The organism is Streptomyces sp. 6N223, from assembly GCF_052246635.1.
Taxonomy (GTDB): domain Bacteria; phylum Actinomycetota; class Actinomycetes; order Streptomycetales; family Streptomycetaceae; genus Streptomyces.
Genome location: NZ_JBQQCA010000058.1, coordinates 15,181 through 37,954, shown reverse-complemented (window position 1 = coordinate 37,954; position 22,774 = coordinate 15,181). Strand labels below are relative to the sequence as shown.

Annotated in this window: 23 protein-coding genes; 6 read left to right on the top strand and 17 right to left on the bottom strand. The window is 74.1% G+C overall.

The annotated features are described in order from the left end of the window. Positions 1-30: 30 nt before the first annotated feature. From ACTWQH_RS27250 to rimP, 8 genes are all read right to left on the bottom strand, one after another. Positions 31-975 (bottom strand): bifunctional riboflavin kinase/FAD synthetase, encoded by a 945-nt coding sequence (locus ACTWQH_RS27250; protein WP_443289413.1) that lies wholly within the window; start codon positions 973-975, stop codon positions 31-33. Positions 976-1,090: 115 nt separating this feature from the next. Continuing rightward, positions 1,091-1,999 carry a tRNA pseudouridine(55) synthase TruB gene (gene truB, locus ACTWQH_RS27245; protein WP_443289422.1) on the bottom strand — a complete coding sequence of 303 codons (909 nt, stop codon included), beginning with the start codon at positions 1,997-1,999 and terminating at the stop codon, positions 1,091-1,093. Positions 2,000-2,076: 77 nt separating this feature from the next. Beyond that, complete coding sequence (rbfA, locus tag ACTWQH_RS27240; protein WP_443289412.1) at positions 2,077-2,610, bottom strand: 30S ribosome-binding factor RbfA; 534 nt, start codon at positions 2,608-2,610, stop codon at positions 2,077-2,079. 30 nt (positions 2,611-2,640) lie between these two features. Further along, positions 2,641-2,937 carry a DUF503 domain-containing protein gene (locus ACTWQH_RS27235; protein ID WP_443289411.1) on the bottom strand — a complete coding sequence of 99 codons (297 nt, stop codon included), beginning with the start codon at positions 2,935-2,937 and terminating at the stop codon, positions 2,641-2,643. A gap of 83 nt (positions 2,938-3,020) precedes the next feature. After that, a complete protein-coding gene (gene infB / locus ACTWQH_RS27230; RefSeq protein WP_443289410.1) occupies positions 3,021-6,047 on the bottom strand; it encodes a translation initiation factor IF-2 in 3,027 nt (1,008 codons plus the stop codon). Between the two features lie 119 nt (positions 6,048-6,166). Beyond that, on the bottom strand, positions 6,167-6,475 hold the full coding sequence (locus ACTWQH_RS27225) for a YlxR family protein (RefSeq protein WP_443289409.1): 309 nt from the start codon (positions 6,473-6,475) through the stop codon (positions 6,167-6,169). 134 nt (positions 6,476-6,609) lie between these two features. Next, complete coding sequence (nusA, locus tag ACTWQH_RS27220; protein ID WP_443289408.1) at positions 6,610-7,614, bottom strand: transcription termination factor NusA; 1,005 nt, start codon at positions 7,612-7,614, stop codon at positions 6,610-6,612. A gap of 2 nt (positions 7,615-7,616) precedes the next feature. After that, the gene (rimP, locus tag ACTWQH_RS27215) at positions 7,617-8,168 is read right to left on the bottom strand and encodes a ribosome maturation factor RimP (protein ID WP_443289407.1); all 552 of its coding nucleotides are present in this window, start codon (positions 8,166-8,168) and stop codon (positions 7,617-7,619) included. 277 nt (positions 8,169-8,445) lie between these two features. On the opposite strand from rimP, the gene ACTWQH_RS27210 reads away from it, so the two are divergent. From ACTWQH_RS27210 to ACTWQH_RS27200, 3 genes are read left to right on the top strand one after another with little or no spacing between them, the layout of a single operon-like run. Then, positions 8,446-8,991 carry a hypothetical protein gene (locus ACTWQH_RS27210; protein WP_443289406.1) on the top strand — a complete coding sequence of 182 codons (546 nt, stop codon included), beginning with the start codon at positions 8,446-8,448 and terminating at the stop codon, positions 8,989-8,991. Further along, positions 8,988-9,482, top strand: a complete 495-nt coding sequence (locus ACTWQH_RS27205) for a ferritin-like domain-containing protein (RefSeq protein WP_443289405.1) — start codon at positions 8,988-8,990, stop codon at positions 9,480-9,482. The genes ACTWQH_RS27210 and ACTWQH_RS27205 overlap by 4 nt, the downstream gene beginning before the upstream one ends. Positions 9,483-9,485: 3 nt before the next feature. Next, positions 9,486-10,403 (top strand): aminoglycoside phosphotransferase family protein, encoded by a 918-nt coding sequence (locus ACTWQH_RS27200; protein WP_443289404.1) that lies wholly within the window; start codon positions 9,486-9,488, stop codon positions 10,401-10,403. 37 nt (positions 10,404-10,440) lie between these two features. On the opposite strand, the gene ACTWQH_RS27195 is transcribed toward ACTWQH_RS27200, so the two are convergent. The 5 genes from ACTWQH_RS27195 to dxr form a co-directional block, all read right to left on the bottom strand. Further along, positions 10,441-11,004 (bottom strand): GNAT family N-acetyltransferase, encoded by a 564-nt coding sequence (locus ACTWQH_RS27195; protein ID WP_443289403.1) that lies wholly within the window; start codon positions 11,002-11,004, stop codon positions 10,441-10,443. A 66-nt stretch (positions 11,005-11,070) separates the two neighbouring features. Beyond that, positions 11,071-11,919 carry a GNAT family N-acetyltransferase gene (locus ACTWQH_RS27190; RefSeq protein ID WP_443289402.1) on the bottom strand — a complete coding sequence of 283 codons (849 nt, stop codon included), beginning with the start codon at positions 11,917-11,919 and terminating at the stop codon, positions 11,071-11,073. A gap of 123 nt (positions 11,920-12,042) precedes the next feature. After that, positions 12,043-13,200: a flavodoxin-dependent (E)-4-hydroxy-3-methylbut-2-enyl-diphosphate synthase gene (gene ispG / locus ACTWQH_RS27185; protein WP_443289421.1), complete on the bottom strand. Its 1,158-nt coding sequence runs from the start codon at positions 13,198-13,200 to the stop codon at positions 12,043-12,045. 127 nt (positions 13,201-13,327) lie between these two features. Beyond that, positions 13,328-14,632, bottom strand: coding sequence for a M50 family metallopeptidase (locus tag ACTWQH_RS27180; protein ID WP_443289401.1), 1,305 nt, complete (start codon positions 14,630-14,632; stop codon positions 13,328-13,330). After that, positions 14,629-15,912: a 1-deoxy-D-xylulose-5-phosphate reductoisomerase gene (gene dxr, locus ACTWQH_RS27175; RefSeq protein WP_443289400.1), complete on the bottom strand. Its 1,284-nt coding sequence runs from the start codon at positions 15,910-15,912 to the stop codon at positions 14,629-14,631. The genes ACTWQH_RS27180 and dxr overlap by 4 nt, the downstream gene beginning before the upstream one ends. A gap of 266 nt (positions 15,913-16,178) precedes the next feature. On the opposite strand from dxr, the gene ACTWQH_RS27170 reads away from it, so the two are divergent. From ACTWQH_RS27170 to ACTWQH_RS27160, 3 genes are all read left to right on the top strand, one after another. Then, a complete protein-coding gene (locus ACTWQH_RS27170) occupies positions 16,179-17,258 on the top strand; it encodes a DUF1266 domain-containing protein (RefSeq protein WP_443289399.1) in 1,080 nt (359 codons plus the stop codon). 10 nt (positions 17,259-17,268) lie between these two features. Continuing rightward, on the top strand, positions 17,269-17,898 hold the full coding sequence (locus ACTWQH_RS27165; RefSeq protein ID WP_443289398.1) for a hypothetical protein: 630 nt from the start codon (positions 17,269-17,271) through the stop codon (positions 17,896-17,898). A 93-nt stretch (positions 17,899-17,991) separates the two neighbouring features. Further along, a complete protein-coding gene (locus tag ACTWQH_RS27160; protein ID WP_443289397.1) occupies positions 17,992-19,017 on the top strand; it encodes a hypothetical protein in 1,026 nt (341 codons plus the stop codon). On the opposite strand, the gene ACTWQH_RS27155 is transcribed toward ACTWQH_RS27160, so the two are convergent. The 4 genes from ACTWQH_RS27155 to ACTWQH_RS27140 form a co-directional block, all read right to left on the bottom strand. Further along, positions 18,983-19,405 carry a pyridoxamine 5'-phosphate oxidase family protein gene (locus ACTWQH_RS27155; protein ID WP_443289420.1) on the bottom strand — a complete coding sequence of 141 codons (423 nt, stop codon included), beginning with the start codon at positions 19,403-19,405 and terminating at the stop codon, positions 18,983-18,985. The two genes, ACTWQH_RS27160 and ACTWQH_RS27155, sit on opposite strands and share 35 nt — an antisense overlap. 171 nt (positions 19,406-19,576) lie before the next feature. Then, complete coding sequence (locus tag ACTWQH_RS27150; protein WP_443289396.1) at positions 19,577-21,142, bottom strand: tripartite tricarboxylate transporter permease; 1,566 nt, start codon at positions 21,140-21,142, stop codon at positions 19,577-19,579. A gap of 2 nt (positions 21,143-21,144) precedes the next feature. Further along, positions 21,145-21,645, bottom strand: a complete 501-nt coding sequence (locus ACTWQH_RS27145; RefSeq protein WP_443289395.1) for a tripartite tricarboxylate transporter TctB family protein — start codon at positions 21,643-21,645, stop codon at positions 21,145-21,147. Beyond that, positions 21,645-22,643, bottom strand: a complete 999-nt coding sequence (locus tag ACTWQH_RS27140; RefSeq protein ID WP_443289394.1) for a tripartite tricarboxylate transporter substrate binding protein — start codon at positions 22,641-22,643, stop codon at positions 21,645-21,647. Before ACTWQH_RS27140 ends, ACTWQH_RS27145 begins: the two co-directional genes overlap by 1 nt. Between the last annotated feature and the right edge of the window lie 131 nt (positions 22,644-22,774).

Sequence of the window (22,774 nt, the reverse complement as noted above, 5' to 3'; positions counted from 1 at the left end):
CGCTGCCGGCCGGGCCGGCCGGGCCCGGCGTCAGGCTCTGGCGGTGGCGTCGCGAGCCTGGCGCTTGTCCTCCGCGAGCTGCGCGAGGAAGTCCTCCAGCGCGGCGAAGGTCTCCTGCCCGCGCAGGAAGGCGTGGAAGTCCACGGCGACGTACTCGTCGTACAGCTCCAGGTCGGTGCGGTCGAGCACGTGGGCCTCGACCGAGAGCCGCGTGCCGTGGAACTGCGGGTTGGTGCCGATGGAGATGACCGCCGGCATCCGCTCGCCGCCCGCCGTCAGCCAGCCGGCGTACACCCCGTCCGCCGGGATCGCCGAGTGCGGCGGGGTGTCGAGGTTGGCCGTGGGGATGCCGAGCTCCCGGCCGCGCTGCGCGCCGCGCACCACCGTGCCCTCGACGCGGTGCGGCCGCCCCAGCACCTCCGCCGCGCCCGTCACGTCGCCCTCGGCGACCAGCCGCCTGGCCAGCGAGGAGGAGAACGGCTCGCCGCCGCCCGCCTCCCCGCGCTCGACGAGGTCGACGACGAGCACCTCGAAGCCGTAGGTCTCCCCCAGCTCGGCCAGGGTGGCGACGGTGCCCGCCGCGCGGTGCCCGAAGCGGAAGTTGGGGCCCTCCACGACCGAGCGGGCGTGCAGCTTCTCCACGAGCACCTTCACCACGAACTCGGCCGGGGACAGCCGGGAGAAGTCCTGGGTGAAGGGCAGCACCAGCACCGCGTCCACGCCCAGCCCGGCCAGCAGCTCCGCGCGGCGCGGGTGCGGGGCGAGCAACGCCGGGTGGCTGCCGGGCCGCACCACCTCCCCCGGGTGCGGGTCGAAGGTGACGACCACCGACGGGACGCCGAGTTCCTTGGCGCGGGCCACCGCCCGCCCGATGATGAGCTGGTGCCCGCGGTGCACGCCGTCGTACGAACCGATGGTGACGACGCTGTGCCCCCAGTCACCGGGGATCTCCGCCATGCCACGCCAGCGCTGCACCGTCTCTCGCTCCTTGCCGCTCTCGTGTGGTCTCGTGTGGTCTCGTATGGTCGGGTGCTGATCGCGTGGGGCCCCGAAGTGGACCCGCCGCGATGCAACGGTACCCGGCGTCCCCTCAGGCGAAGACCGCGAGGCACCTGGCCCGGTCGTCACGGGACTCGATGAGTGCGATGAAGCGGCCGCGGGGCCCGAAGACGGCGATGGGGCCCTCGGGCAGCGGCGGGGTCGCGATGCGCGCGCCGTTGCCGAGCAGCTCGGCCTGCCGCTCGTCCACGTCCCAGCGGGGGAACGCCGCGGCGGCGGCCTGCGCGAGGGGCCGCACGGCCAGCTCCCGCCGCAACTCGTCCAGGGTGCGGGCGGCGTCCAGTCCGTACGGGCCGACGCGGGTGCGGCGCAGCGCGGTCAGGTGCCCGCCGGTGCCGAGCGCGGCGCCGAGGTCGCGGGCGAGCGCCCGGACGTAGGTGCCGGAGGAGCAGGTGACCGTGGCTGCCACGTCGGTGACGGGGGTGCCGTCGGCCGCGGCGCGCTCGGTCACCTCGTGGACGGTGAACGCCGAGACGGTGACCGGCCGGGCCGGGAGCTCGACGTCCTCGCCCTGCCGCACCCGCTTGTAGGCGCGCCGACCGTCGATCTTGACGGCGCTGACGCTGGAGGGCACCTGCATGATGGCGCCGGTCAGCCCGGCCACGGCGGCGTCGAGGGCGTCACGGGCGAGCCCGGCGGCGCCGGCGTTGGCGGTGACCTCGCCCTCGGAGTCGTCGGTGAGGGTGGCCTGGCCGAGCCGGACGGTGGCCGCGTACTCCTTCTCGGTCAGCGCCAGGTGGCCCAGCAGCCGGGTGGCCCGCCCCAGGCCGAGCACGAGTACGCCGGTGGCCATGGGGTCGAGCGTGCCGGCGTGGCCGACGCGGCGGGTGCGGGCGATGCCGCGCACCACGGCGACCACGTCGTGCGAGGTGAACCCGGCGGGCTTGTCCACCACGACCAGGCCGTCGGGGCGGTCTTCCTGGTTCGCCTTCCTGCTCACCGGACTCCCCTGGCTCCTCTCGCTCACCGCGCTTCCCTTGCTCACCTGGCTCTCCTTGCTCACCTGGCCCGCCTCGCTCATCGCTCGGTGCGGCCCTCGCCCTCGGCCTCCTCGGCCTCCCCCTCGCCCTCGCCCTCGGCCTCCCCCTCGCCCTCGGCCTCGTCCCCGCCGGAGAGCTCGCCTTCGCCCTCGCCCCGGGTGACGTACGGGTCGGCGCCCGCGGCGTACTGGGCGCCGGCCGCGTCGCGCCTGAGACGCTCGTCCCGCTCCCGCGCCTCGTCGAAGAGATGGTCCAGGTGGCGGGCGGTCTCCGGGAGGGCGTCGGGCACGAACTCCAGGCTCGGCGTGTGCTTCACCCCCGCCGCCGCGCCGACGGCGGAGCGGAGCACGCCGCGGGCGCTGCGCAGCCCGGCGGCCACCTCCTCGCGGTCGGAGTCGTCGCCGTAGACCGTGTAGAAGACGGTCGCCTCCCGCAGGTCGCCGGTGACCCGGGTGTCGGTGATGGTGACCCGGCTGCCGAGCCGGGGGTCCTTGATGTCCCGGTGCAGCTTCTGCGCGACCACCTCGCGGATGAGGTCCGCCAGCCTCTGGGCCCGAGCCTTGTCGGCCACTGGTCTTTCGTCTCCTCGCTGTTCTCAAGATCAGTCATCGTGTTCGCCGTGGATGCGGCGGCGCACGGACAGCAGTTCCACCTCGGGACGGGCGGCCACGAGCCGCTCGCAGCGGTCGAGGATGTCGGTGAGGTGGCCGGCGTTTCCGGAGACGGCCGCGAGGCCGATCCTGGCACGCCGGTAGAGGTCCTGTTCGCCCACCTCGGCGACGGAGACGGCGTACTTGCGCTGGAGCTCCGCCACGATCGGGCGCACCACGGAGCGTTTCTGCTTGAGGGAGCTCACCTCCCCCAGCAGCAGGTCGAAGGACAGGGTGCCGGTGTACATGGGCGTTGATCGTAGTGGGCGGAAACCGGGCCTGTCCGGCGGATATTCACCGGCCGGACAGGCCCGGAACGCCCTCTCCCGCGTCAGACGCGGGGCTTCTCCCGCATCTCGTAGGTGGCGATCACGTCGTCGACCTTGATGTCGTTGAAGTTCCCGAGGTTGATACCGCCCTCGAAGCCTTCGCGGATCTCGGTGACGTCGTCCTTGAAGCGGCGCAGCCCCTCGATGGTGAGGTTCTCCGCGACGACCTTGCCGTCGCGCACCAGGCGCGCCTTGCTGTTCCGCCGGACCTCGCCGGAGCGGATGATGACACCGGCGATGTTGCCGAGACGGGACGAGCGGAAGACCTCGCGGATCTCCGCCGTGCCCAGCTCGACCTCCTCGAACTCCGGCTTCAGCATGCCCTTCAGGGCCGCCTCGATCTCCTCGATCGCCTGGTAGATGACCGAGTAGTACCGCACGTCGACGCCCTCGCGCTCGGCCGCCTGCGTGGCGCGCCCCTCGGCGCGCACGTTGAAGCCGAGGACGATCGCGTCGGAGCCGGCGGCGAGATCGATGTCGGTCTCGGTGACCGCGCCGACGCCCCGGTGGAGGACCCGCAGCTCGACCCCGTCGCCGACGTCGAGCTGGAGCAGCGAGGACTCCAGCGCCTCCACGGAACCGGAGGCGTCGCCCTTGAGGATGAGGTTGAGCTGCTGGATCTCGCCGGCCTTGAGCACCTTGTCCAGGTCCTCCAGGGAGACCCGGCGGGTGCGCTTGGCGAACGCCGCGTTCCGCTCGCGGGCGGCGCGCTTCTCGGCGATCTGGCGGGCGGTGCGGTCCTCGCCGACGACGAGGAAGTTGTCGCCTGCGCCCGGCACGTTGGTCAGGCCCTGCACCAGGACGGGCATGGAGGGCCCGGCCTCGGCGACGTTGCGGCCGGAGTCGTCCAGCATGGCCCGCACGCGGCCGTGGGCGTCGCCGACGACCATCGTGTCGCCGACGCGCAGCGTGCCGCGCTGCACCAGCACGGTGGCCACGGCGCCGCGGCCGCGGTCGAGGTGGGCCTCGATCGCGATGCCCTGCGCGTCCTGGATCGGGTTGGCGCGCAGGTCGAGCGCCGCGTCGGCGGTGAGGACCACGGCCTCCAGCAGGGACTCGATGTTGGTGCCCTGGCGTGCGGAGATGTCGACGAACATGGTGTCGCCGCCGTACTCCTCGGCGATCAGGCCGTACTCGGTGAGCTGGCCGCGCACCTTGGCCGGGTCGGCGCCGTCGACGTCGATCTTGTTGACCGCGACGACGATCGGAACGTCCGCCGCCTTGGCGTGGTTGAGCGCCTCGACGGTCTGCGGCATCACGCCGTCGTTGGCCGCGACCACGAGGATCGCGATGTCCGTCGACTTGGCACCGCGGGCACGCATGGCGGTGAACGCCTCGTGACCCGGGGTGTCGATGAACGTGATCTTGCGGTCCTCGCCGTTGACGTCGATCGACACCTGGTAGGCGCCGATGTGCTGGGTGATGCCGCCGGCCTCGCCCTCGATGACGTTGGTCTTGCGGATCGCGTCCAGCAGCCGGGTCTTGCCGTGGTCGACGTGACCCATGACGGTGACCACCGGCGGCCGGGAGGTCAGGGCCTCCTCGCCGCCCTCGTCCTCGCCGAACTCGATGTCGAAGGACTCCAGCAGCTCGCGGTCCTCCTCCTCCGGGCTGACGATCTGAACGGTGTAGTTCATCTCGTCGCCGAGGAGCTGGAGCGTCTCGTCGGAGACCGACTGGGTCGCGGTGACCATCTCGCCCAGGTTGAACATGACCTGGACCAGCGACGCCGGGTTGGCGTTGATCTTCTCCGCGAAGTCGGTGAGCGAGGCGCCGCGGGAGAGCCTGATGGTCTCGCCCTTGCCGCGCGGCAGCATCACGCCGCCGATGGACGGCGCCTGCATCGCCTCGTACTCCTGGCGGCGCTGCCGCTTCGACTTGCGGCCGCGTCGCGCCGGACCGCCGGGGCGCCCGAAGGCTCCCTGCGTGCCGCCACGACCGCCGCCGCGGCCCGCCGGGCCGCCGCCGAAGCCGCCGCCACCACCGGGACGGCCACCGCCGCCACCGGGACGGGTGCCGGTGCCGGGACGGCCACCGCCACCGCCACCGCCGAAGCCGCCGCCACCGCCGCCGCCGGGACGCGGGCCGCCGCGGCCGCCGAAGCCGCCGCCACCGCCGCCGGGACGCGGGCCGCCGCCCTGGCCGCGGCCGCCCGGTCCGCCCGGGCCGCCGCCGGGGCGCCCGCCGGCCGGCGGGCGCTGCGGCATCATGCCGGGGTTCGGGCGGTTGCCGCCCGGGCCCGGCCGGGGACCGGCCGGTCCGGACTGCGGACGCGGCATGTTGCCCGGGGTGGCACGACCGCCGCCGGGCGCCTGCGGGCGCGGTCCGGGACGGTCGCCACCGCCGCCGCCCGGCCGGGGGCCGGGCCGCTCGGGGCCGGGCCGGGGGCCGGGACGCGGCGACTGCTGCGGGCGCGCCATGCCGGTCGAGCCGCTGGTGGTGAAGGGGTTGTTGCCGGGACGCGGGCCGGCAGGGCGGGCGCCCGGCTTCGGCACGGCCGGCTTGGGGCCGGACGGCTTCGGGGTGGCGCCGGGCTTGGGACCCTGCCCCCTGGTGCCGCCGGTGGCGGGGCCACCGGCAGGGCCGCCGGACGCGCCGGGCCGGGGTGCGGCCGGTGTGGCGCCGCCCGGCTTGGGCGTCGCGGGCCGCGGCGGCGCGGTGTCGCCGGTTGGCTGGGTGAATTCGGGGGCCGCTGGGCGCGGCTTCGTGCCGGGCTTCGGGGCGGGGCCTGGCCGGGGGGATCCCGGCCGGGGCGCGGCGCCGCCCGGCTTCGGCGCGGCGGGCCTGGGCGCTTCGGCTCCCGGCCTGGGCGCGGAGGGCTTCGCCCCGCCCGCTCCCGGCCTGGCGGGCTTCCTGCCCGCGCCTGCGCCGCCCGCGCTGAACGCGTCGGTCAGTTTGCGTACTACTGGCGCCTCGATGGTCGAGGACGCCGAACGGACGAATTCGCCAAGTTCTTGGAGCTTGGCCATCACGACCTTGCTCTCTACTCCAAGCTCCTTGGCGAGCTCGTATACCCGGACCTTAGCCACTTCGCTCCTTACGGTCCGGGTCGGTCGTCCGCCGGACCTTCGCTACTTCTCGGGCGTACTCATCGCGTACTCATCGAGTGCTCATCGCAATCTCGACCTACTTCCAACTCGCGAGGTACCTACCGCACGGCCTTTCCGTGCGGCGCGTCTGATGGTGCTGCCTGGCCGACCACACGCCACAGCTCCCCGGTGTCAAGCGGTCCCTCGGCCCTGAAGGCCCGGGGGAACGCCCGACGGCGAACCGCCAGCTGCAGGCAGTCCGGCGTGGGGTGCAGGTACGCACCCCGGCCGGGCAGCGTACCGCGATGGTCGGGGACACAACGGTCCTCGATCAGCGCCACACGCAGCAAGCCATTCCGGGTGGCGCGCTGCCGGCATCCGACGCAGGTGCGTTCAGGGCAGGGTCGCGCGCTCGTCCGGCCAGACATCACCGATTCTACCTCCCCATACGCGGCTGCCCGCCGCCGGGGCGGCAGCACGGCATCGTGCGGCTCCACCCGTCGCAAGGAGTGACAACGCCCCCGGTCGCCGCGGCATTCCCGTGACGGACCGGCCGACGGCTCTAGGCGTCGCCCTCCCGCTCCGGCTCGGTGTCGGAGCGGATGTCGATGCGCCAGCCGGTCAGCCGGGCGGCGAGCCGGGCGTTCTGGCCCTCCTTGCCGATGGCCAGCGACAGCTGGTAGTCCGGCACCGTCACCCGGGCGGAGCGGGCGGCGGCGTCCACGACCTCCACCTTGTTGACCCGGGCCGGGGAGAGGGCGTTGCCCACCAGCTCGGCCGGGTCGTCGGACCAGTCGACGATGTCGATCTTCTCTCCGTGCAGCTCGGCCATGACGCTGCGCACCCGGCCGCCCATGGGGCCGATGCAGGCGCCCTTGGCGTTCAGCCCCGGACGCAGCGAGCGGACCGCGATCTTGGTGCGGTGCCCGGCCTCGCGGGCGATCGCCGCGATCTCCACGGAGCCGTCCGCGATCTCCGGGACCTCCAGCTCGAACAGCTTCTTCACCAGGTTCGGGTGGGTGCGCGAGAGCGTCACCGACGGGCCGCGCGGGCCCTTGACGACCCGCACCACGTACGAGCGGAGCCGCGAGCCGTGGCTGTACTCCTCGCCCGGCACCTGCTCCTGCGGCGGCAGGATCGCCTCCAGCTTCCCGATGTCCACCAGCACGCTGCGCGGGTCGCGGCCCTGCTGCACGACGCCGGTCACCACGTCGCCCTCGCGGCCGGCGTACTCGCCGAAGGTGATGTCCTCCTCGGCATCCCGCAGCCGCTGGAGGATGACCTGCTTGGCGGTGGTCGCCGCGATGCGGCCGAAGCCCTGCGGAGTGTCGTCGAACTCACGCGGCTCGGCCTCCTCCCCCGCGTCGGCCAGGTCGGCGGCGTCCTCCTTGGCCCACACGGTCACGTGGCCGGTCTCGCGGTCCAGCACCACGCGGGCGTCGCGGCGGCTTCCCTCGGTGCGGTGGTACGCGATCAGGAGGGCGGCCTCGATCGCCTCGACCAGCAGGTCGAAGGAGATCTCCTTCTCCCGCACCAGCCCGCGCAGGGCACTCATATCGATATCCACGGCTACGCCTCCTTCTGGCTCTCGTCAGGGATCGCCGCGCCGGAGCCCGGTCCGGCGGCCCCGGCCTTGCGGCTGAACTCCACCTCGACGCGCGCCCGTGCGATGTCGGCGAACGCTACACGGCGCGCCGTGCCGGGCCGGCCATCCGTACTGCGGCCCTTCGGCCCGGGAACCTCCACCTCGACGCCGTCCTCGTCGGCCGTGAGGATCCGCGCGGTGAGCTCTCCGCCCTCGTGCAGGTGCGCCCGGATCAGGCGGCCGGTGGCGCGCCGGTAGTGGCGGGGCGCGGTCAGCGGGCGTTCGGCGCCCGGTGAGGACACCTCCAGCACGTACGGCGCGCCGCCCATGGCGTCCGAGGAGTCCAGCGCCTGCGAGACGGCGCGGCTCAGCTCGGCGCACGCCTCGAGACCCACCCCGTCGTCGCTGTCGACGACGACGCGCAGCACGCGCCGCTTCCCGGCCGGGGTGATGGCGATCTCCTCGAGATCCAGCCCCCGCTGCGCCGCCAGCGGCCCCAGCAGCTCCCGCAGCCTGTCGATCTGGGTGGTGCTCATCCGGGTGACTCCTCGGCCGCGCGTGGCGCGTCTGCTGTTGTGGGGATGATCTCGCGGGTCTCGCTCAACACCCTATCGCCTGCGGCCCGGTCGCGGACCGACCCGGTCCGCCCGCCGGGCGGCCGGCACGGGCGCGCCGACGGGGTGGGGTGGCGCGAGGATACGCGCAGCGCACGGGTACGCTCACGGGACGGTGATCTCCTCCGCCGGGCCTGCCGACGGAGAGCGACCGCGTCTGCCCAACGATCCCCTCTGCGAAGGGAAGTGCGGGGAAGCGATGCCTCCTGGCGTCTCCGTCGGCTCGTCCCGTTCCTCCGGCCCCTCCGGCCCCTCCGGCCTTTCGGTTGTCGCCGGCCGCCTGTCCCGTCGCGTGCTGCTGGCGGGCGGCGTCATGGCCGGGCTGGGCGGCGGGCTCGCCGCGTGCACGGGCGCGGACGGCGGCCAGGGCGAGGAGCCCGCCGACGACACCGGGCTGCGGCGCCGCGCGGCCCGGGAGGGCTCCGAGCTGCTGGCCCGGTACGAGGCCACCGCCGAGGCGCACCCGGGGCTCGCGGAGACGCTGGCGCCGTTCCGCGACGTGGTGGCGGCGCACGTGGCGGCGCTGGCGGAGGACGGGCGGGCCGGCGCCGGGGGCGGCGCGGCGCCCGGCGTTCCCGCGGAGGAGCCGGAGGCGGTCGCGGCGCTGGTCGACGCCGAGCGCGAGACCGCGCGGCAGCGTTACCGTGCGGTGGACGGGGCATCGCCCGAGCTGGCCCGGCTGCTGGCCTCGATGGCCGCGGCGGGCTCGGCACAGGCGTATCTGCTGAGCGAGGCGCGGCCATGAAGCGTGGGGAAGAGGAGTCCGAGGCGGCGCTGACCGCGACCCAGGCGGCGCTCGCGGCCGAGCACGCCGCCGTCTACGGCTACGGCGTGGTCGGCGGCCTGATCGGCGAGGAGCGCGCGGGCGAGGCCGGCGAGGCGTACACCGCGCACCGGGCGCGGCGCGACGCGCTGGAGCGCGCGATCCACCGCCTGGACGCGACGCCGGTGGCCGCGGCCACCGCCTACGAGCTGCCGTTCACCGTCGCCGACGGCGCGGACGCGGAGCGGCTGGCGGCCGAGCTGGAGACGCGGCTGGCCGGGGCGTACGCCGACCTGGTGGCGGCGACGACGGGCGAGGAGCGGCGTTCGGCCGCCTCCGCGCTGCGCGAGGCCGCCGTGCGGGCCGCCCGGTGGAGCGGGGTCAGCGCGGCGTTTCCGGGGCTGGCGGAGGACGAGTACGCCGACGCCGGGCAGCCGGGCAGCCCGGCGGGCGAGCGCGCGGGCGAGGGCTGAGCCGTGGGCGGCCTGGCGCTTCCGATCGGTCCCCCGCAGCGGCTGACACGCGCCCGGGCGGCGGACGCCGGCGACTGGCTGGCCGAGCTGCCCCGGCTGGTGGCCGAGATGCTGCGCCGCTGGGAGCTGACCCCCGAGCGGGTCGTGGAGCCGGGCGGGCGCAGCAGCCTGACCGTGCTGGTGCGCACCGCGGACGGCGAGCCGGCGGCGCTGAAGCTGTGCGCGCCGGGCGCGGCGGCGCTGGAGGACGCGGCGCTGCGGCGCTGGGACGGCCGTGGCGCGGTGCGCTCACTGCGCTGCGCGCCTCGGGCCGGGGCGCTGCTGCTGGAGCGCCTGCACGGCGAGACCAGCCTGCGCTCGCTGCCGGAGGCGAGGGCGGTGCTGGAGGCGGTCGAGACGGCGCACCGGCTGTGGGTGGACCCGGGCGAGGGGCATCCCTTCGGCACGGTGGCGGAGCGGACCGCCGCGCAGGCGGCGGCGATGCGGGCCGAGGGGCCCGCCGAGGCGCATCAGCTGGTCGAGGAGGCACTGTCGCTGCGCGGCGGGCTGCTGGGCGAGGGGGAAGAAGGCGCGGAGGGGGAGTCGCTGCTGCTGCACGGCGACTTCCGGCAGGGCGCGGTGCTCGCCTCGGACGCGCCGCGCGCCCCGTGGCTGGCGGTCGGGCCGGAGCCGGTGGTGGGCGAGCGGGCCTACGACCTGGCGCGGCTGGTGCGGGACCGGCTGCACGACCTGGTCGCCTCGCCGGGGGCGGCGGCGGTCACGCGGCGGCGAGTGGCGCGGCTGGCCGAGCTGGTGGAGGTGGATCCGGAACGGCTGCGGGCGTGGGCGTTCTTCCGCGCGGTGGAGTCGGGTGTGCGGAACCTGGCGGCGGGGCGGCGGGCCGACGGCGAGATGCTGCTGGAGTTCGTGACCTGGCTGTAGCGGCCTGTGGCAGCCCGTGGCCCCGTCCGGGTGGGGCTCACCTGCGCAGCGGCAGGACCGCGCCCATGACGGCGTAGGGGCAGGGCGCGGAGGGGAACAGGACGCGGCGGGCCAGGTCGCGGTAGCCGAGCTTGCGGTAGAGGATGCGGGCCGGGCTCTCGGTGTCGATGGCGGAGAGGATCGAGCGCGGCTCGCTGGCGGCGTCGGTGAGGGTCGTGATCAGGCGGCGGCCTATGCCGTGGCCCTGGTAGGCGGGCAGCACGTGCAGCTCGGTGATGGTGAAGGAGTTGTCCAGCCACGCCTCGTTCCCGGCGCGCCGCAGGTACGGCTCGACCACGGAGGACCACCACTGCGCCCGGTCGTTGGGCATCCCGTAGACGAAGCCGACCAGCCGCCCGCTGCTGCTGGTGGCGCCGAGGGCGCGGGCGCCGGGATTGGCCAGGTGGCGCAGCACGATGTGGCGGCGTACGCCGATCTCCTCCTCGGTGAGCCCGAACGCCTGCGCCTGCACGGCCAGCGCCTCGTCCACCCAGGCCGCCAGGTCCAGCGGTCCGATGACGATGTCCTGCGCGTCGGGGGCGGCCCCGGCAGATGGTGTCATGCCCGGGAGGCTAACGCGCCTGGCTGGGGAAGTCGCGTCGAGCGCCGGTCACCGGGCGGAGCCGGGTCAGAACAGCACGCTCATCAGGGTGCCGGCCTCGCGGAATCCAAGGCGCCGGTAGAGGGCGAGCGCGGGGGCGTTGAAGTCGTTGACGTAGAGGCTGACCAGGGGTGCGCCCCCGGCCAGGGCGTGGCGCAGCACGGCGGCGAGGCCAGCGGTGGCCAGGCCCCGGCCGCGCAGCTCGGGCGCGGTCCACACGCCCTGGAGCTGGCAGGTGTGCGGGGTGACGGCGCCGATCTCGGCCTTGAAGACGACGCGGCCGTCCTGCACCCGGGCGAAGCAGCGGCCGGCCCCGACGGTCTCGGCGACCCGCGCCTGGTAGATCAGCCCGCCGTCGGCGGCGGTCAGCGGCGAGAAGCCGACCTCCTCGGTGAACATCGCCACGGAGGCCGGGAGCGCCAGGCCCATCTCGTCCTTGCGCAGCGGGCGCACCTGGGGGTCGGGGGTGATGCCGGGCGGGAGGGCGCCGGTGGCCATCAGGGGCTGGCGGGGGCGCAGCTCGCGGGCCGGGCCCCAGTGCGGCTCCAGGTGCGACCAGAGCAGCGCGGCCTGCTCGGCGGAGCCGACGATGGCCGAGCAGTGCCTCTCGTCGCGCAGCGCGTGGCGTGCGAAGGCGCGGACGGCGGCGGCGTCGGCGCCGATGGGGACCAGGTTGGATCCGGAGTAGCACAGGGAGACCAGCTCGCCGTGCCGGTACCAGCCCCACATCTCGCCGCCCAGGTACGGCGGCTCCAGGCCGGAGTCGAGGACCCGGGCGGTGACGTAGGCGTTGGCCAGCGGGTCCTGGTCGAGGACGGCGAGCACGTCGCTCAGGTCGGCCGGGGTGAGAACCCGGGTGGTGGACGTGGTCAGCACGGCGGGCGGCCCTCGCGGTCGGGAGCGGGTCGGGGCGTCGTGGGGCTCGTGACGCACTGTACCCGCCCCTGCGGGCGCGACCCGCCGGGACCCGGCCGGGGTGTCAGGAGTTCGCGGTCGCGCTCACGTCGCGACGGAGACCTCGGGCTCGCCGGAGGCGGCCCCGTCCTTCTCCATCTGCTCGGCGATCTTCATCGCCTCCTCGATGAGCGTCTCGACGATCTTCGACTCCGGCACGGTCTTGATGACCTCGCCCTTGACGAAGATCTGCCCCTTGCCGTTGCCGGAGGCGACGCCGAGGTCGGCCTCGCGCGCCTCGCCGGGCCCGTTGACGACGCAGCCCATCACGGCCACGCGCAGCGGCACCTCCATGCCGGTCAGCCCGGCGGTGACCTCCTCGGCCAGCTTGTACACGTCCACCTGGGCCCGGCCGCAGGACGGGCAGGAGACGATCTCCAGCGAGCGCTCGCGCAGCCCCAGCGACTCCAGGATCTGGATGCCGACCTTGACCTCCTCCACCGGCGGGGCGGAGAGCGAGACCCGGATCGTGTCGCCGATGCCCTCCGACAGCAGCGCGCCGAAGGCGACGGCGGACTTGATGGTGCCCTGGAACGCCGGGCCCGCCTCGGTGACGCCGAGGTGCAGGGGGTAGTCGCAGCGCTCGGCGAGCTGCCGGTAGGCGTTGACCATGATCACCGGGTCGTTGTGCTTGACGGAGATCTTGATGTCGGTGAAGCCGTGCTCCTCGAAGAGCGAGCACTCCCACAGGGCGGACTCCACCAGCGCCTCGGGCGTCGCCCGGCCGTGCTTCGCCAGCAGCCTGGGGTCGAGCGACCCGGCGTTGACGCCGATGCGGATCGGGGTCCCGGCGGCGGTGGCGGCCTTCGCGATCTCCTTGACCTTGTCGTCGAAGCGCTTGATGTTGCCGGGGTTGACGCGGACGGCGGCGCAGCCGGCGTCGATGGCGGCGAAGACGTACTTCGGCTGGAAGTGGATGTCGGCGATCACCGGGATCTGCGACTTGCGGGCGATGACGGCCAGCGCGTCGGCGTCGTCCTGCGTCGGGCAGGCGACCCGCACGATCTGGCAGCCCGACGCGGTCAGCTCGGCGATCTGCTGCAGGGTGGCCCCGATGTCGCTGGTTCTGGTCGTGGTCATCGACTGCACGGAGACGGGGGCGTCGCCGCCCACGGCGACGGAGCCGACCTGGATCTGGCGGCTGACGCGGCGCTCGGCCAGCCTGATCGGTACGGAGGGCATTCCCAGCGAGATGGCGGTCATGGATGCGTGCAACCCCACGTGCGGACGGTGTGGACGGCGGTGTGGACGGCGGATCGTGTGACTGGTCCGGCTCCTCGGGGCCGAGCCTACGGCACGGGCCCCGAGGGCGGTTTGAGGGCTGCCGGATCTAACCGGTCAGCGACACGGGGCTCACGATGTCGGCGGCGAGCACCAGCAGCGTGAAGCAGATGAAGACGGCGGCGACGACGTACGCGACCGGCATCAGCTTGGCCACGTCGAACGGTCCGGGGTCGGGCCGCCGCAGCACCTTGGCGAGGTTCCTGCGCAGCGACTCCCACAGGGCGCCCGCCATGTGCCCGCCGTCCAGCGGCAGCAGCGGCAGCATGTTGAACAGGAAGAGGGAGAGGTTGAACCCGGCGACGAGGAAGAGGGCGGTGGCGATCTGCTGGCTGGCCGGGATGTCGAGGGTGAAGATCTCGCCACCGACCCGGGCCGCGCCGACGACGCCCATCGGGGAGTCCTGCTCGCGCTCCTCCTGGCCGGTGGCCGCGTTCCACAGGCCGGGGATCTCGGAGGGGATGTCGATCAGCGCCTGCACGCCGTCGACCATGATGTCGCCCATGCGCTCGACGGCCTGGCCGAAGTCCTGCCGGACGATGCCGCTGGCCGGGGAGAAGCCGAGGAAGCCGGCCGTGACGTACTCCCCCGCCACGTAGCCGCCGTCGCCGTCGGTCTTGGGGACCTGGTTCGGGATGAGGTCGGCGTGCAGGGTCTCGGTCCTGCCGTCGCGTTCGACCGTGATCGTCGCCTCGCCCGTGGTCGCGCGGATGCGCTGCTGCAGGGTGCTCCAGTCCTCGATGCGCTCGCCGTTGAAGCCGACGATCACGTCGCCCGGCTTGAGCCCCGCGGCGGCGGCCGGGGCGGACGGGTCGCTGTCCCGGCAGTCGCGGTTGCCCTCGCTCGCCTCGATCACGCACTGCGAGACGGAGGCGACGGTGGTGGTCTGGGTGTTGACGCCGAAGCCCATCAGCACGCCGAGGAAGATCCCCACCGCGAGGATGAGGTTCATGCCGGGCCCGGCGAACATGACGATGACCCGCTTCCACGGCTTGCGGGTGTAGAACAGCCGCTTCTCGTCGCCGGGCCTGAGCTCCTCGAACGCCGCGGCGCGGGCGTCCTCGATCATGCCCCGGAACGGGGAGGTGGAGCGCTTGCGGACCTTCCCGTCGTCGCCCGGCGGGAACATGCCGATCATGCGGATGTAGCCGCCGAGGGGTATGGCCTTGATGCCGACCTCGGTCTCCTTGCCGTGCCGCGACCAGATCGTCGGCCCGAAGCCGACCATGAACTGCGGCACGCGCACGCCGAACATCCGGGCCGTGGAGTAGTGCCCCAGCTCGTGCCAGGCGATGGAGAAAAGCAGCCCGAGGACGAAGACGAGTATGCCGATGAGGAACATCAGGCCGTTCATGCGGTGGTCGCCTCCGTCGTGTGGCTGCTGCCGGCCAGCTCGCGGGCGCGGGCCCGCGCCCTGGTCTCCGCTTCGAGGACGTCTGAGAGGTCCGGAGAGGTTCCGGAGCCGGAACCGCTGCCGCCGACGCCTCGCTCCGCCAGCTCCTCGACGACCCGCGCCACGGTGTCCACGATGCCGGTGAACGGCAGCAGCCCGGCGAGGAAGGCGTCCACGCACTCCTCGTTGGCGGCGTTGAACACCGCGGGTGCGGTACCGCCGAGGCTACCGACGTGGCGGGCCAGCGGCACCGAGGGGAAGGCATCCGTGTCCAGCGGCAGGAACTCCCAGGCGTGTGCCTTCGTCCAGTCGACGGGCGCCCCGGCCCCCGGCACGCGGTCCGGCCAGCCCAGGCCCAGCGCGATCGGCATCCGCATGTCGGGCGGGCTGGCCTGCGCCAGCGTCGAGCCGTCGGCGAACTCCACCATGGAGTGCACGTAGGACTGCGGGTGGACCACGACCTCGATCCGGTCGAAGGGGACGCCGTACAGCAGGTGGGCCTCGATGATCTCCAGGCCCTTGTTGACGAGGGTCGCGGAGTTGATGGTGATGACCGGCCCCATGTCCCAGGTGGGGTGGGCCAGCGCGTCGGCGGGCGTGACATGCCGCAGCTCGGCCCGGCTCCGCCCCCGGAACGGGCCGCCGCTCGCCGTCACCACCAGCTTCTCCACCTCCTCGCGGCGGCCGCCCAGCAGCGCCTGGAACAGCGCCGAGTGCTCGGAGTCCACCGGCACGATCTGCCCGGGCCGGGCCAGCCCGGTCACCAGCGGCCCGCCGACGATCAGCGACTCCTTGTTCGCCAACGCCAGCACCCGCCCGGCGCGCAGCGCGGCCAGCGTCGGCGCGAGGCCGATCGAGCCGGTGATGCCGTTGAGCACGGTGTGGCAGTCGCGGGCGGCGAGCTGCGCGGCGGCGTCGGGCCCGGCGAGGATCTCCGGTATCGGCTCGCCCACGCCGTACTGCGCCCGCAGCGCCTCCCGCAGCTCGGTGGCCTTCTCCTGGCGGGCGACGGCCACCGTGCGGACCTGGAGCCGGTGCGCCTGCCCGGCCAGCAGCCCGACCCGCTCGCCCCCGGCGGAGAGGCCCGTGACGCGGAAGCGGTCGGGGTTGCGCAGCACGACGTCGATGGCTTGCGTGCCGATGGAGCCGGTCGAGCCGAGGATCACCACCTCCCGGGGCCCCTCGGCGGACGTGGGAGGACGTACGTGCGGATCTGCGAGCAGCGCGGGACTCTCCGTCATCCCCCCATTCTCCCCCGAGCGCGGAGCGCCCCGTGCGGCGGGCTTGGGCCTCCTTGGGCCTCCGGCAGGCCTGCAGGAGTGCGGGACTGCGGCGGGCTTACGACGGCGGACGGGGTCTGGCGGCGTTCGGCGGCGACGCAGTCGCTAGTCTCTCCTCCCCATGGGAACACCGACAGCCCCACCGGCACCCCAGTGGATACCGCCGACCGACGTGGAGCGGGCGCTGTACGAGGCCAAGGCGCGCGGCGACGGGGACGGGTACGCGCGTGCTGCTGGGCGCGGACACGCTGGCGTACAAGCGGAAGGAGAAGGTCGACCGCAAGAGGCTGACGGCTCCCTGGCTGCCGCACCAGGCCCCGGACGGCCGCACGCACGTCGCCGTCTTCACGCGCGGCGAGCTGCCGCCGCGCCGCCCCGACGTGGTGGCCTGCGAGATGCCGCTGCCGCTGCCGCCCGAGGAGTGGTGGGGAGAGGACCTGGCGGGGCTGCTGGTCAACCCGGGCACGCCGGCGGAAGCGGTCTTTCCCGACGCGAAGCGGCAGCGCCGCCACTGGAAGGCGCTGAAGAAGGACGCGCCCCGGCGCGGGCACGACGACGACGCGCTGCTGACGAAGTACACCGGCCCGCTGCACGGCCCGCTGGCCCACGGCCTGGCCTGCGGCGCGCACCTGGCGGTGCACCGGCAGGACCTGTGGAACGACGTCGGCGACGTCACCTCCGACTGCCAGGCCGACGCGTTCGTGCTGAAGGACTCCTGGGGCACGACGGACCGGGAGACGTGGCTGGAGCAGCTGAGCTACCTGCTGCAGGGGCTGAACAGCCCGCCGGAGCCGGAGTTCGCGCTCTCGGCGCGCCGCGGGCTGGCGGCACGCTTCCCCGGCACGCACCTGGACGCGGGCGCCTGGCAGCGGGTGGTCACCGACACGCTGCGGGCGCGCGGCGCGGACGAGGCGCGGATCGGCGGGGTGGTGGAGCTGACGCAGCGCATCTCCCGCTACGAGGCCCGGATGCGGGCGGACGGCGTGCTGCCGCCCGACGGGCACGTGGCCTCGGCGCTGGCGTACGACTACGGCCGCGCGGTGAACTACGCCCGCTGGGGCGTGGGCGCGCGGCTGGGCGAGCCCGCCGAGGCCGAACAGGTGGCGGTCCGGGCCGGGGAGCTGGCGCGGATGGCGTACGCCTCGTGGGAGGAGTACTCGGCGGGCTACATCCTGGGGCGGGTGCTGCGCTTCGACGAGGAGTCCTTCGGCCACATGTACGGCTCCGCGATCTCGCCGCACCGGATCCTGACGACGGACCCGGCGAGCCCGTGGCGGAACATCCCCTTCGGGGCGGCGGGCGCCTGAGGAGGATGTGATGGAGGACGCGATGCTGCGCCACGTCTACTGGATCGGCGGCGGCAGCGGCGCGGGCAAGTCGACCATCGCCCGCCGCCTGGCCGGCCGGCACGGCTGGCGCCTCTACGGGACCGATGAGGTGATGGGGGACCACGCACGCCGGACCACGCCAGAAGAGGCGCCGTTCCTGCACGAGTTCATCGCCATGGACATGGACGAGCGATGGGTCAGCCGGTCTCCGGAGGTCATGCTGGAGACGTTCCACTGGTTCCGGGGCGAGGGCTTCGGCCTGATCGTCGAGGACCTGCTGCGGCTGCCGTCGGACCGGCGCGTCGTGGTCGAGGGCTTCCGCCTGCTGCCGCACCTCGTGAGGCCCTTGCTCGCGGAGCCGCGTCACGCTGTCTGGCTGCTTCCGACGGCCGAGTTCCGCCAGGCCGCGATCCGGAGTCGGGCGACGCCGGGGGGCGGCTTCATCGGGAAGACCAGCGACCCGGACAGGGCGGGCCGCAACATCGCCGAGCGCGATCGGATGTTCGTGGAGCGCCTCCGGGAGGAGACGGCTCGCCTTGAGCTGCGCGCCATCGAGGTCGGGACCGGGATGACGGAGGACGATCTCGCCGGGCGGGTGACCGAGGCGTTCGGGCTCTGAGGCTCCGGTACCCGACGCGGTGCCGATCCGGAACGCCTCCCGCGGGAGGTGAGGAAAGGAAGGCACCGGGCGGTCTGGTGGCACACTGTGGCGATGACCGCTGTGACGGTGAGGCCGTTCCTGCCACGAGAAGCGGTCGCGTCTGATCTTGCTGCCTGGTGCGAGGTGTTCAGCGTCGGGCAGAGGGAGCTTTCCGGCAGTCTCGTCGAGCCCTCCGCGCTGGCCGAAGGGCTTCTCGCCGAGGACGCGCCGGCGATGCGCTGGGCTGCTCGGAGCGGTTCGGCCAGCCGCGTCACCGGTGTCGCGGAGTTGCGCCCACAGCGGCACCGGCCGGACATCGGCTTCCTGCGTCTGTTCGTGGCGCCACCCGCCCGCCGTGTCGGCACCGGTTCGGCACTGCTACGCCGGGTAGGGCTGGATGCCCCGTCGGCCGGGGTGAGCCGGATGCGGTCGACGGTGCTGGCGGGCCCGCCCGGGGAGGCTTTCGCGCGCGGCGTCCCCGGCCTGCGCGTGGTGCTGCGCCTGGAGCTTCAGGAGCAGCGGCTCGATGACGAGGCGGTGCTGCGTCGTTGCCATGAGCTGACGGCAGACGCGCGTCCCGGCTACCAGCTCCTGCGCTGGCGCGGGCGGACGCCGGAGCCGCTGGTCGCTTCCTTCGGGCGGGTGATGGGGCACGTGCGGGACGCGCCGGGTGCGGAGTTGCAGCTGGCACCCCGAGCCTGGGACGCGAGGGGGGTGCGCGCTTGGGAGGCCGAGATGACGACGGGCGGCACGCGTCTGCTGACCTGCGCGGCTGTCCACGCGGCCTCCGGGGACGTCGCCGCCGCCACGGTGGCCACTGTCCCCTCACCCGGCGGGCCGGTGGCCGACCAGCACGACACGGCCGTCCTGCCCGAACACCGACGGCGGGGCCTGGCCCGCTGGATCAAGGCCGGACAGGTGGGCCGGCTGCGCGCATACTTCCCAGGCGTGCGCGCCGTCACCACGACTCTCCATCAGGAGAACCTGCCCATGCTGGCCGTGAACCGGGCGCTGGGCTACCGCCGGGTGCGCGAGCGGTTGCTGGTGGAGGCACAGGCACCCGTTACTGCGCCGCGCCCGCCAGCAGCCAGCGGCTGACGGGGACTTCGAGCAGGACGCGGTCCCGGCCGGGGCGGTACGGGGCGGTGACGTCCCAACCGGCGTACTTCGCCGCGAACGCCTCCGTCACCTCCGCGGGGAAGCGGTCGCGGTCGCGGTGCGCCGCCGCGTCTCCCTCGGCCACGACCGGCGCCGAGCCGTCCTCCAGCGCCAGCGAGACCCGGGGGCGCTTCGCGGCGTTGCGGGCCTTCACCGTGTCGCCGTCCGTACCGATCCAGAACGCCTCCCGCAGGAAGACGAACCAGACCGGCGTCACGTGCGGCGAGCCGTCGGGGCGCGCGGTGCACAGCCAGATGTTGTGCTCTCGTGCGAGGCGTTCGCGGACGGCGGGGCCGGGATCGGGACCGGGTGGGCTCACGCGCTCCATCATCGCCGCCGTCCGCGTCCGGCGCCTCGGTCCTTCGTCCTACGCCCGCCCTGGAGGCGGCCGTACCCGCGCTGTGCCCCGTCCGGCAGTGTCTGCTGGGCGAGCGGGTTTGACGGCGAGGGTGCGGTCCCAGCCGGTGGCCGGCACAGGCCGGCCCTCACGGGCTTGCCTTCACGGGCCGGCCGTGCTCGTTTCGCGCGGCGGCGCCGGCGGCCCCTCGTCCTCGCCGCCCTCGCCGCCCGCCCCGCCGCGCCGCCGCAGCCGCCGCCGCAGCCGCCGGACCAGCGGCCAGGCCAGGATCAGCGCGATGACGGCGTACAGGCACACCGAAAGCGGCGTGTCGACCAGGCCCGTCAGGCTGCCGTCGCTGACCTGGAGGGCGCGCCGCATCTCCAGCTCCGCCGAGGGGCCGAGGATCGCGCCGAGGACGGCGGGCAGCACGGGCAGCCCGTAGCGCCGCATCAGCAGCCCCAGCAGCCCGATGACCAGCAGGACGAACAGGTCGAACGGCTCCCCGCCCACGGCGTAGGCGCCGACGGCCGCGAAGAACAGGATCCCGGCGTACAGGTACTGGCGCGGGATGCGCAGCAGCTTCGCCCACAACGGCGCCAGCGGCAGGTTGAGGACCAGCAGCATCACCATGCCGACGAAGAGGGAGGCGATCAGGCCCCACACCAGCTCGGACTCGCGCTCGAACAGCAGCGGCCCTGGCTGGATGCCGTAGGTCTGGAAGGCGGCCAGCATCACGGCGGCCACGGCCGTGGTCGGCAGGCCGAGGGTCAGCATGGAGGCGAGCGTGCCCGCGGCCGAGGCGGAGGCGGCGGACTCCGGGCCCGCCACGCCCTCGATGGCGCCCTTGCCCCATTCCCCCTTGTGCTTCGACAGCCGCTTCTCCGTGGCGTAGGAGAGGAAGGTGGGGATCTCGGCGCCGCCGGCCGGGATCGCGCCGAAGGGGAAGCCGATGACCGGGCCGCGCAGCCACGGCCGCCACGTGCGGCGCAGCTCGGCCCGCCCGAGCCAGGGCCGTCCGACCGGGATCGGCTTGTCGGGCCTGCGCCGCAGGTGCAGCGCCACCCACAGCGCCTCGCCGATGGCGAAGAGCCCGACGGCCACGATGACGACGTCGATGCCGTCGGCGAGCTGAAGGACGCCGAAGGTCAGCCGCTGCTGCCCGGTCAGCGCGTCGAGACCCACCAGGCCGATGGCCAGGCCGATCAGGAGCGAGGCGAAGCCGCGGATCCGCGAGCGGCCGAGCACCGAGGTCACCGCGATGAACGCCAGCACCATGATCGCGAAGTAGTCGGCGGCGTGGATGTCCACCGCCCAGTCGGCGATGCTCGGGGCCAGCACCACCAGCAGGATGGTGCCGATCATGCCGCCCGCGAAGTGCCCGATGGCGGCGGCGGCCAGCGCCTGCGCGCCGCGCCCGGAGCGGGCCATGGGATGGCCCTCGATGGCGGTGACCACGGCGGCGGTCTCGCCGGGGGTGTTGAGCAGGATGGATGTGGTCGAGCCGCCGAACATGCCGCCGTAGTAGATGCCGGCGAACATGATGAACGCCGCCGTGGGGTCGAGCCCGTAGGTGACGGGCAGCAGCAGCGCCACCGCCATCGCCGGGCCGATGCCGGGCAGCACGCCGATGGCCGTGCCCAGCAGCACGCCCAGCGCCGCCCACAGCACGTTGGCCGGGCTCAGCGCCGTTCCGAAGCCGTCCAGCAGGGAGCTCAGGGAGTCCACGGCTACAGCACCTCCATCAGCGGGCCGCCGGGCAGCGGGATCCCGAGCAGGTTGTCGAAGACCAGGTAGGTGACGAGCGACAGGCCCGCCGCGATCAGCGGGTCGCGCTCGTACGCCCGGCTGCCCAGGGCGTACGCCGAGCCCCAGAACATCAGCGCGCCCGAGGCGGGAAAGCCGATCGGCTCGATGAGGACGGCGTTGCCGAGGAAGACGGCGGCCAGCAGCAGCACCGTGCGCCAGTCGCCGGGCGCGGCCAGGTCGATGTCCTCGCCGCTCTCGGCCTCGCCGCGGCCGCCGCGCAGCACGTCGGCGGCGAGCAGCGCCGACACCACCAGCAGCGCGACGCCGACGACGACCGGCACGGTCTTCGGGCCGACCGGGCCTCGCTGCTCGATGTCGACGTCCATGGTGAGAACGTCGCCCAGCACCAGGGCGCCCAGCGCGAGGAGCAGGACGCACACGCCCAGCTCGGAGTGGTCGCGCACCCACTGCCGTGTCAGCATCACAGCCCCAGCTCCCTCAGCGTCTCGTCCACGCGCCGGTCCTGGTCCTGCAGGAACCGCCCGAAGTCCTCGCCCGTCAGGAAGGCGTCGGCCCAGCCGTTGCGCTTCAGGGCCTCACGCCACTGCGCCGAGTCGTGCAGCTCGCTGAAGAGGCGGATCAGCCGGGAGCGCTCGGCCTCCGTCAGGCCCGGCGGGGCGACGACGCCGCGCCAGTTCATGAACGACACGTCCAGGCCGGCCTCCGTCAGCGTCGGCGCGTCGATCCCCGCCGCCCGCGACTCGCCGGTCACCGCCAGCACCCGCAGCTCCCCGGCCTCGATCTGGTCGAGGTATTCGCCGACGCCCGAGACGCCGAACGCCACCTCCCCGCCGAGGATCGCCGCCAGCAGCTCGCCGCCGCCGTCGTAGGCGATGTAGTTGGCGGACCTGGGGGTGACGCCGGCGGCCTCGGCGATCAGCATGGCGGCGAGGTGGTCGGGGCCGCCGGGCGAGGAGCCGCCGCCCAGCGGCAGCGAGCCGGGCTGCTCGCGCCAGTCGGCGAGCAGGTCCGCGAAGTCGTGGTAGGGGGAGTCGGCGGGCACGACCACGATGTCCGGCTCCTGCGTCAGCCGCGCGACGGGCGTGGTGTCGGCGAGCGTGACGTCGGTGTGGTTGGTGTGCACCGCGCCGACGACGCCCAGGCCCATCGACATCGCCATGCGCCCGTTGCCGCGCTCGGCGACCAGGCGGCTGAGGCCCACGGTGCCGCCCGCGCCGGGCAGGTTGAACACCTCGATGCCGTCGGTCAGGCCGGCGTCCTCGGCGCTGGCGGCGGCGGTGCGGGCGGTGATGTCGTAGCCGCCGCCGGGCTCGTTGGGAACCATGAAGCGCAGCCCCGGGATGCTGGTGCCGCCGTCTCCGTCGCTCTCGGTCCCCAGCAGCGGGGGCACGACGAGGACCAGCAGCGCCGCCGAGAGCAGCGAGGCGAGGGCCCGGACCCGCGGTCGAAGCAGACGCAACGTGTACACCGCCTTTCCGCCGTTGACGCGCGGTTTCGCGCGTATCGCATCGGTGCGAACGGCGCCACATCGTGCCTACGGCGGCGGCGGGGCGTCTACGCCTGTTTCCGTTGCGGACGTAACTGTCCTTG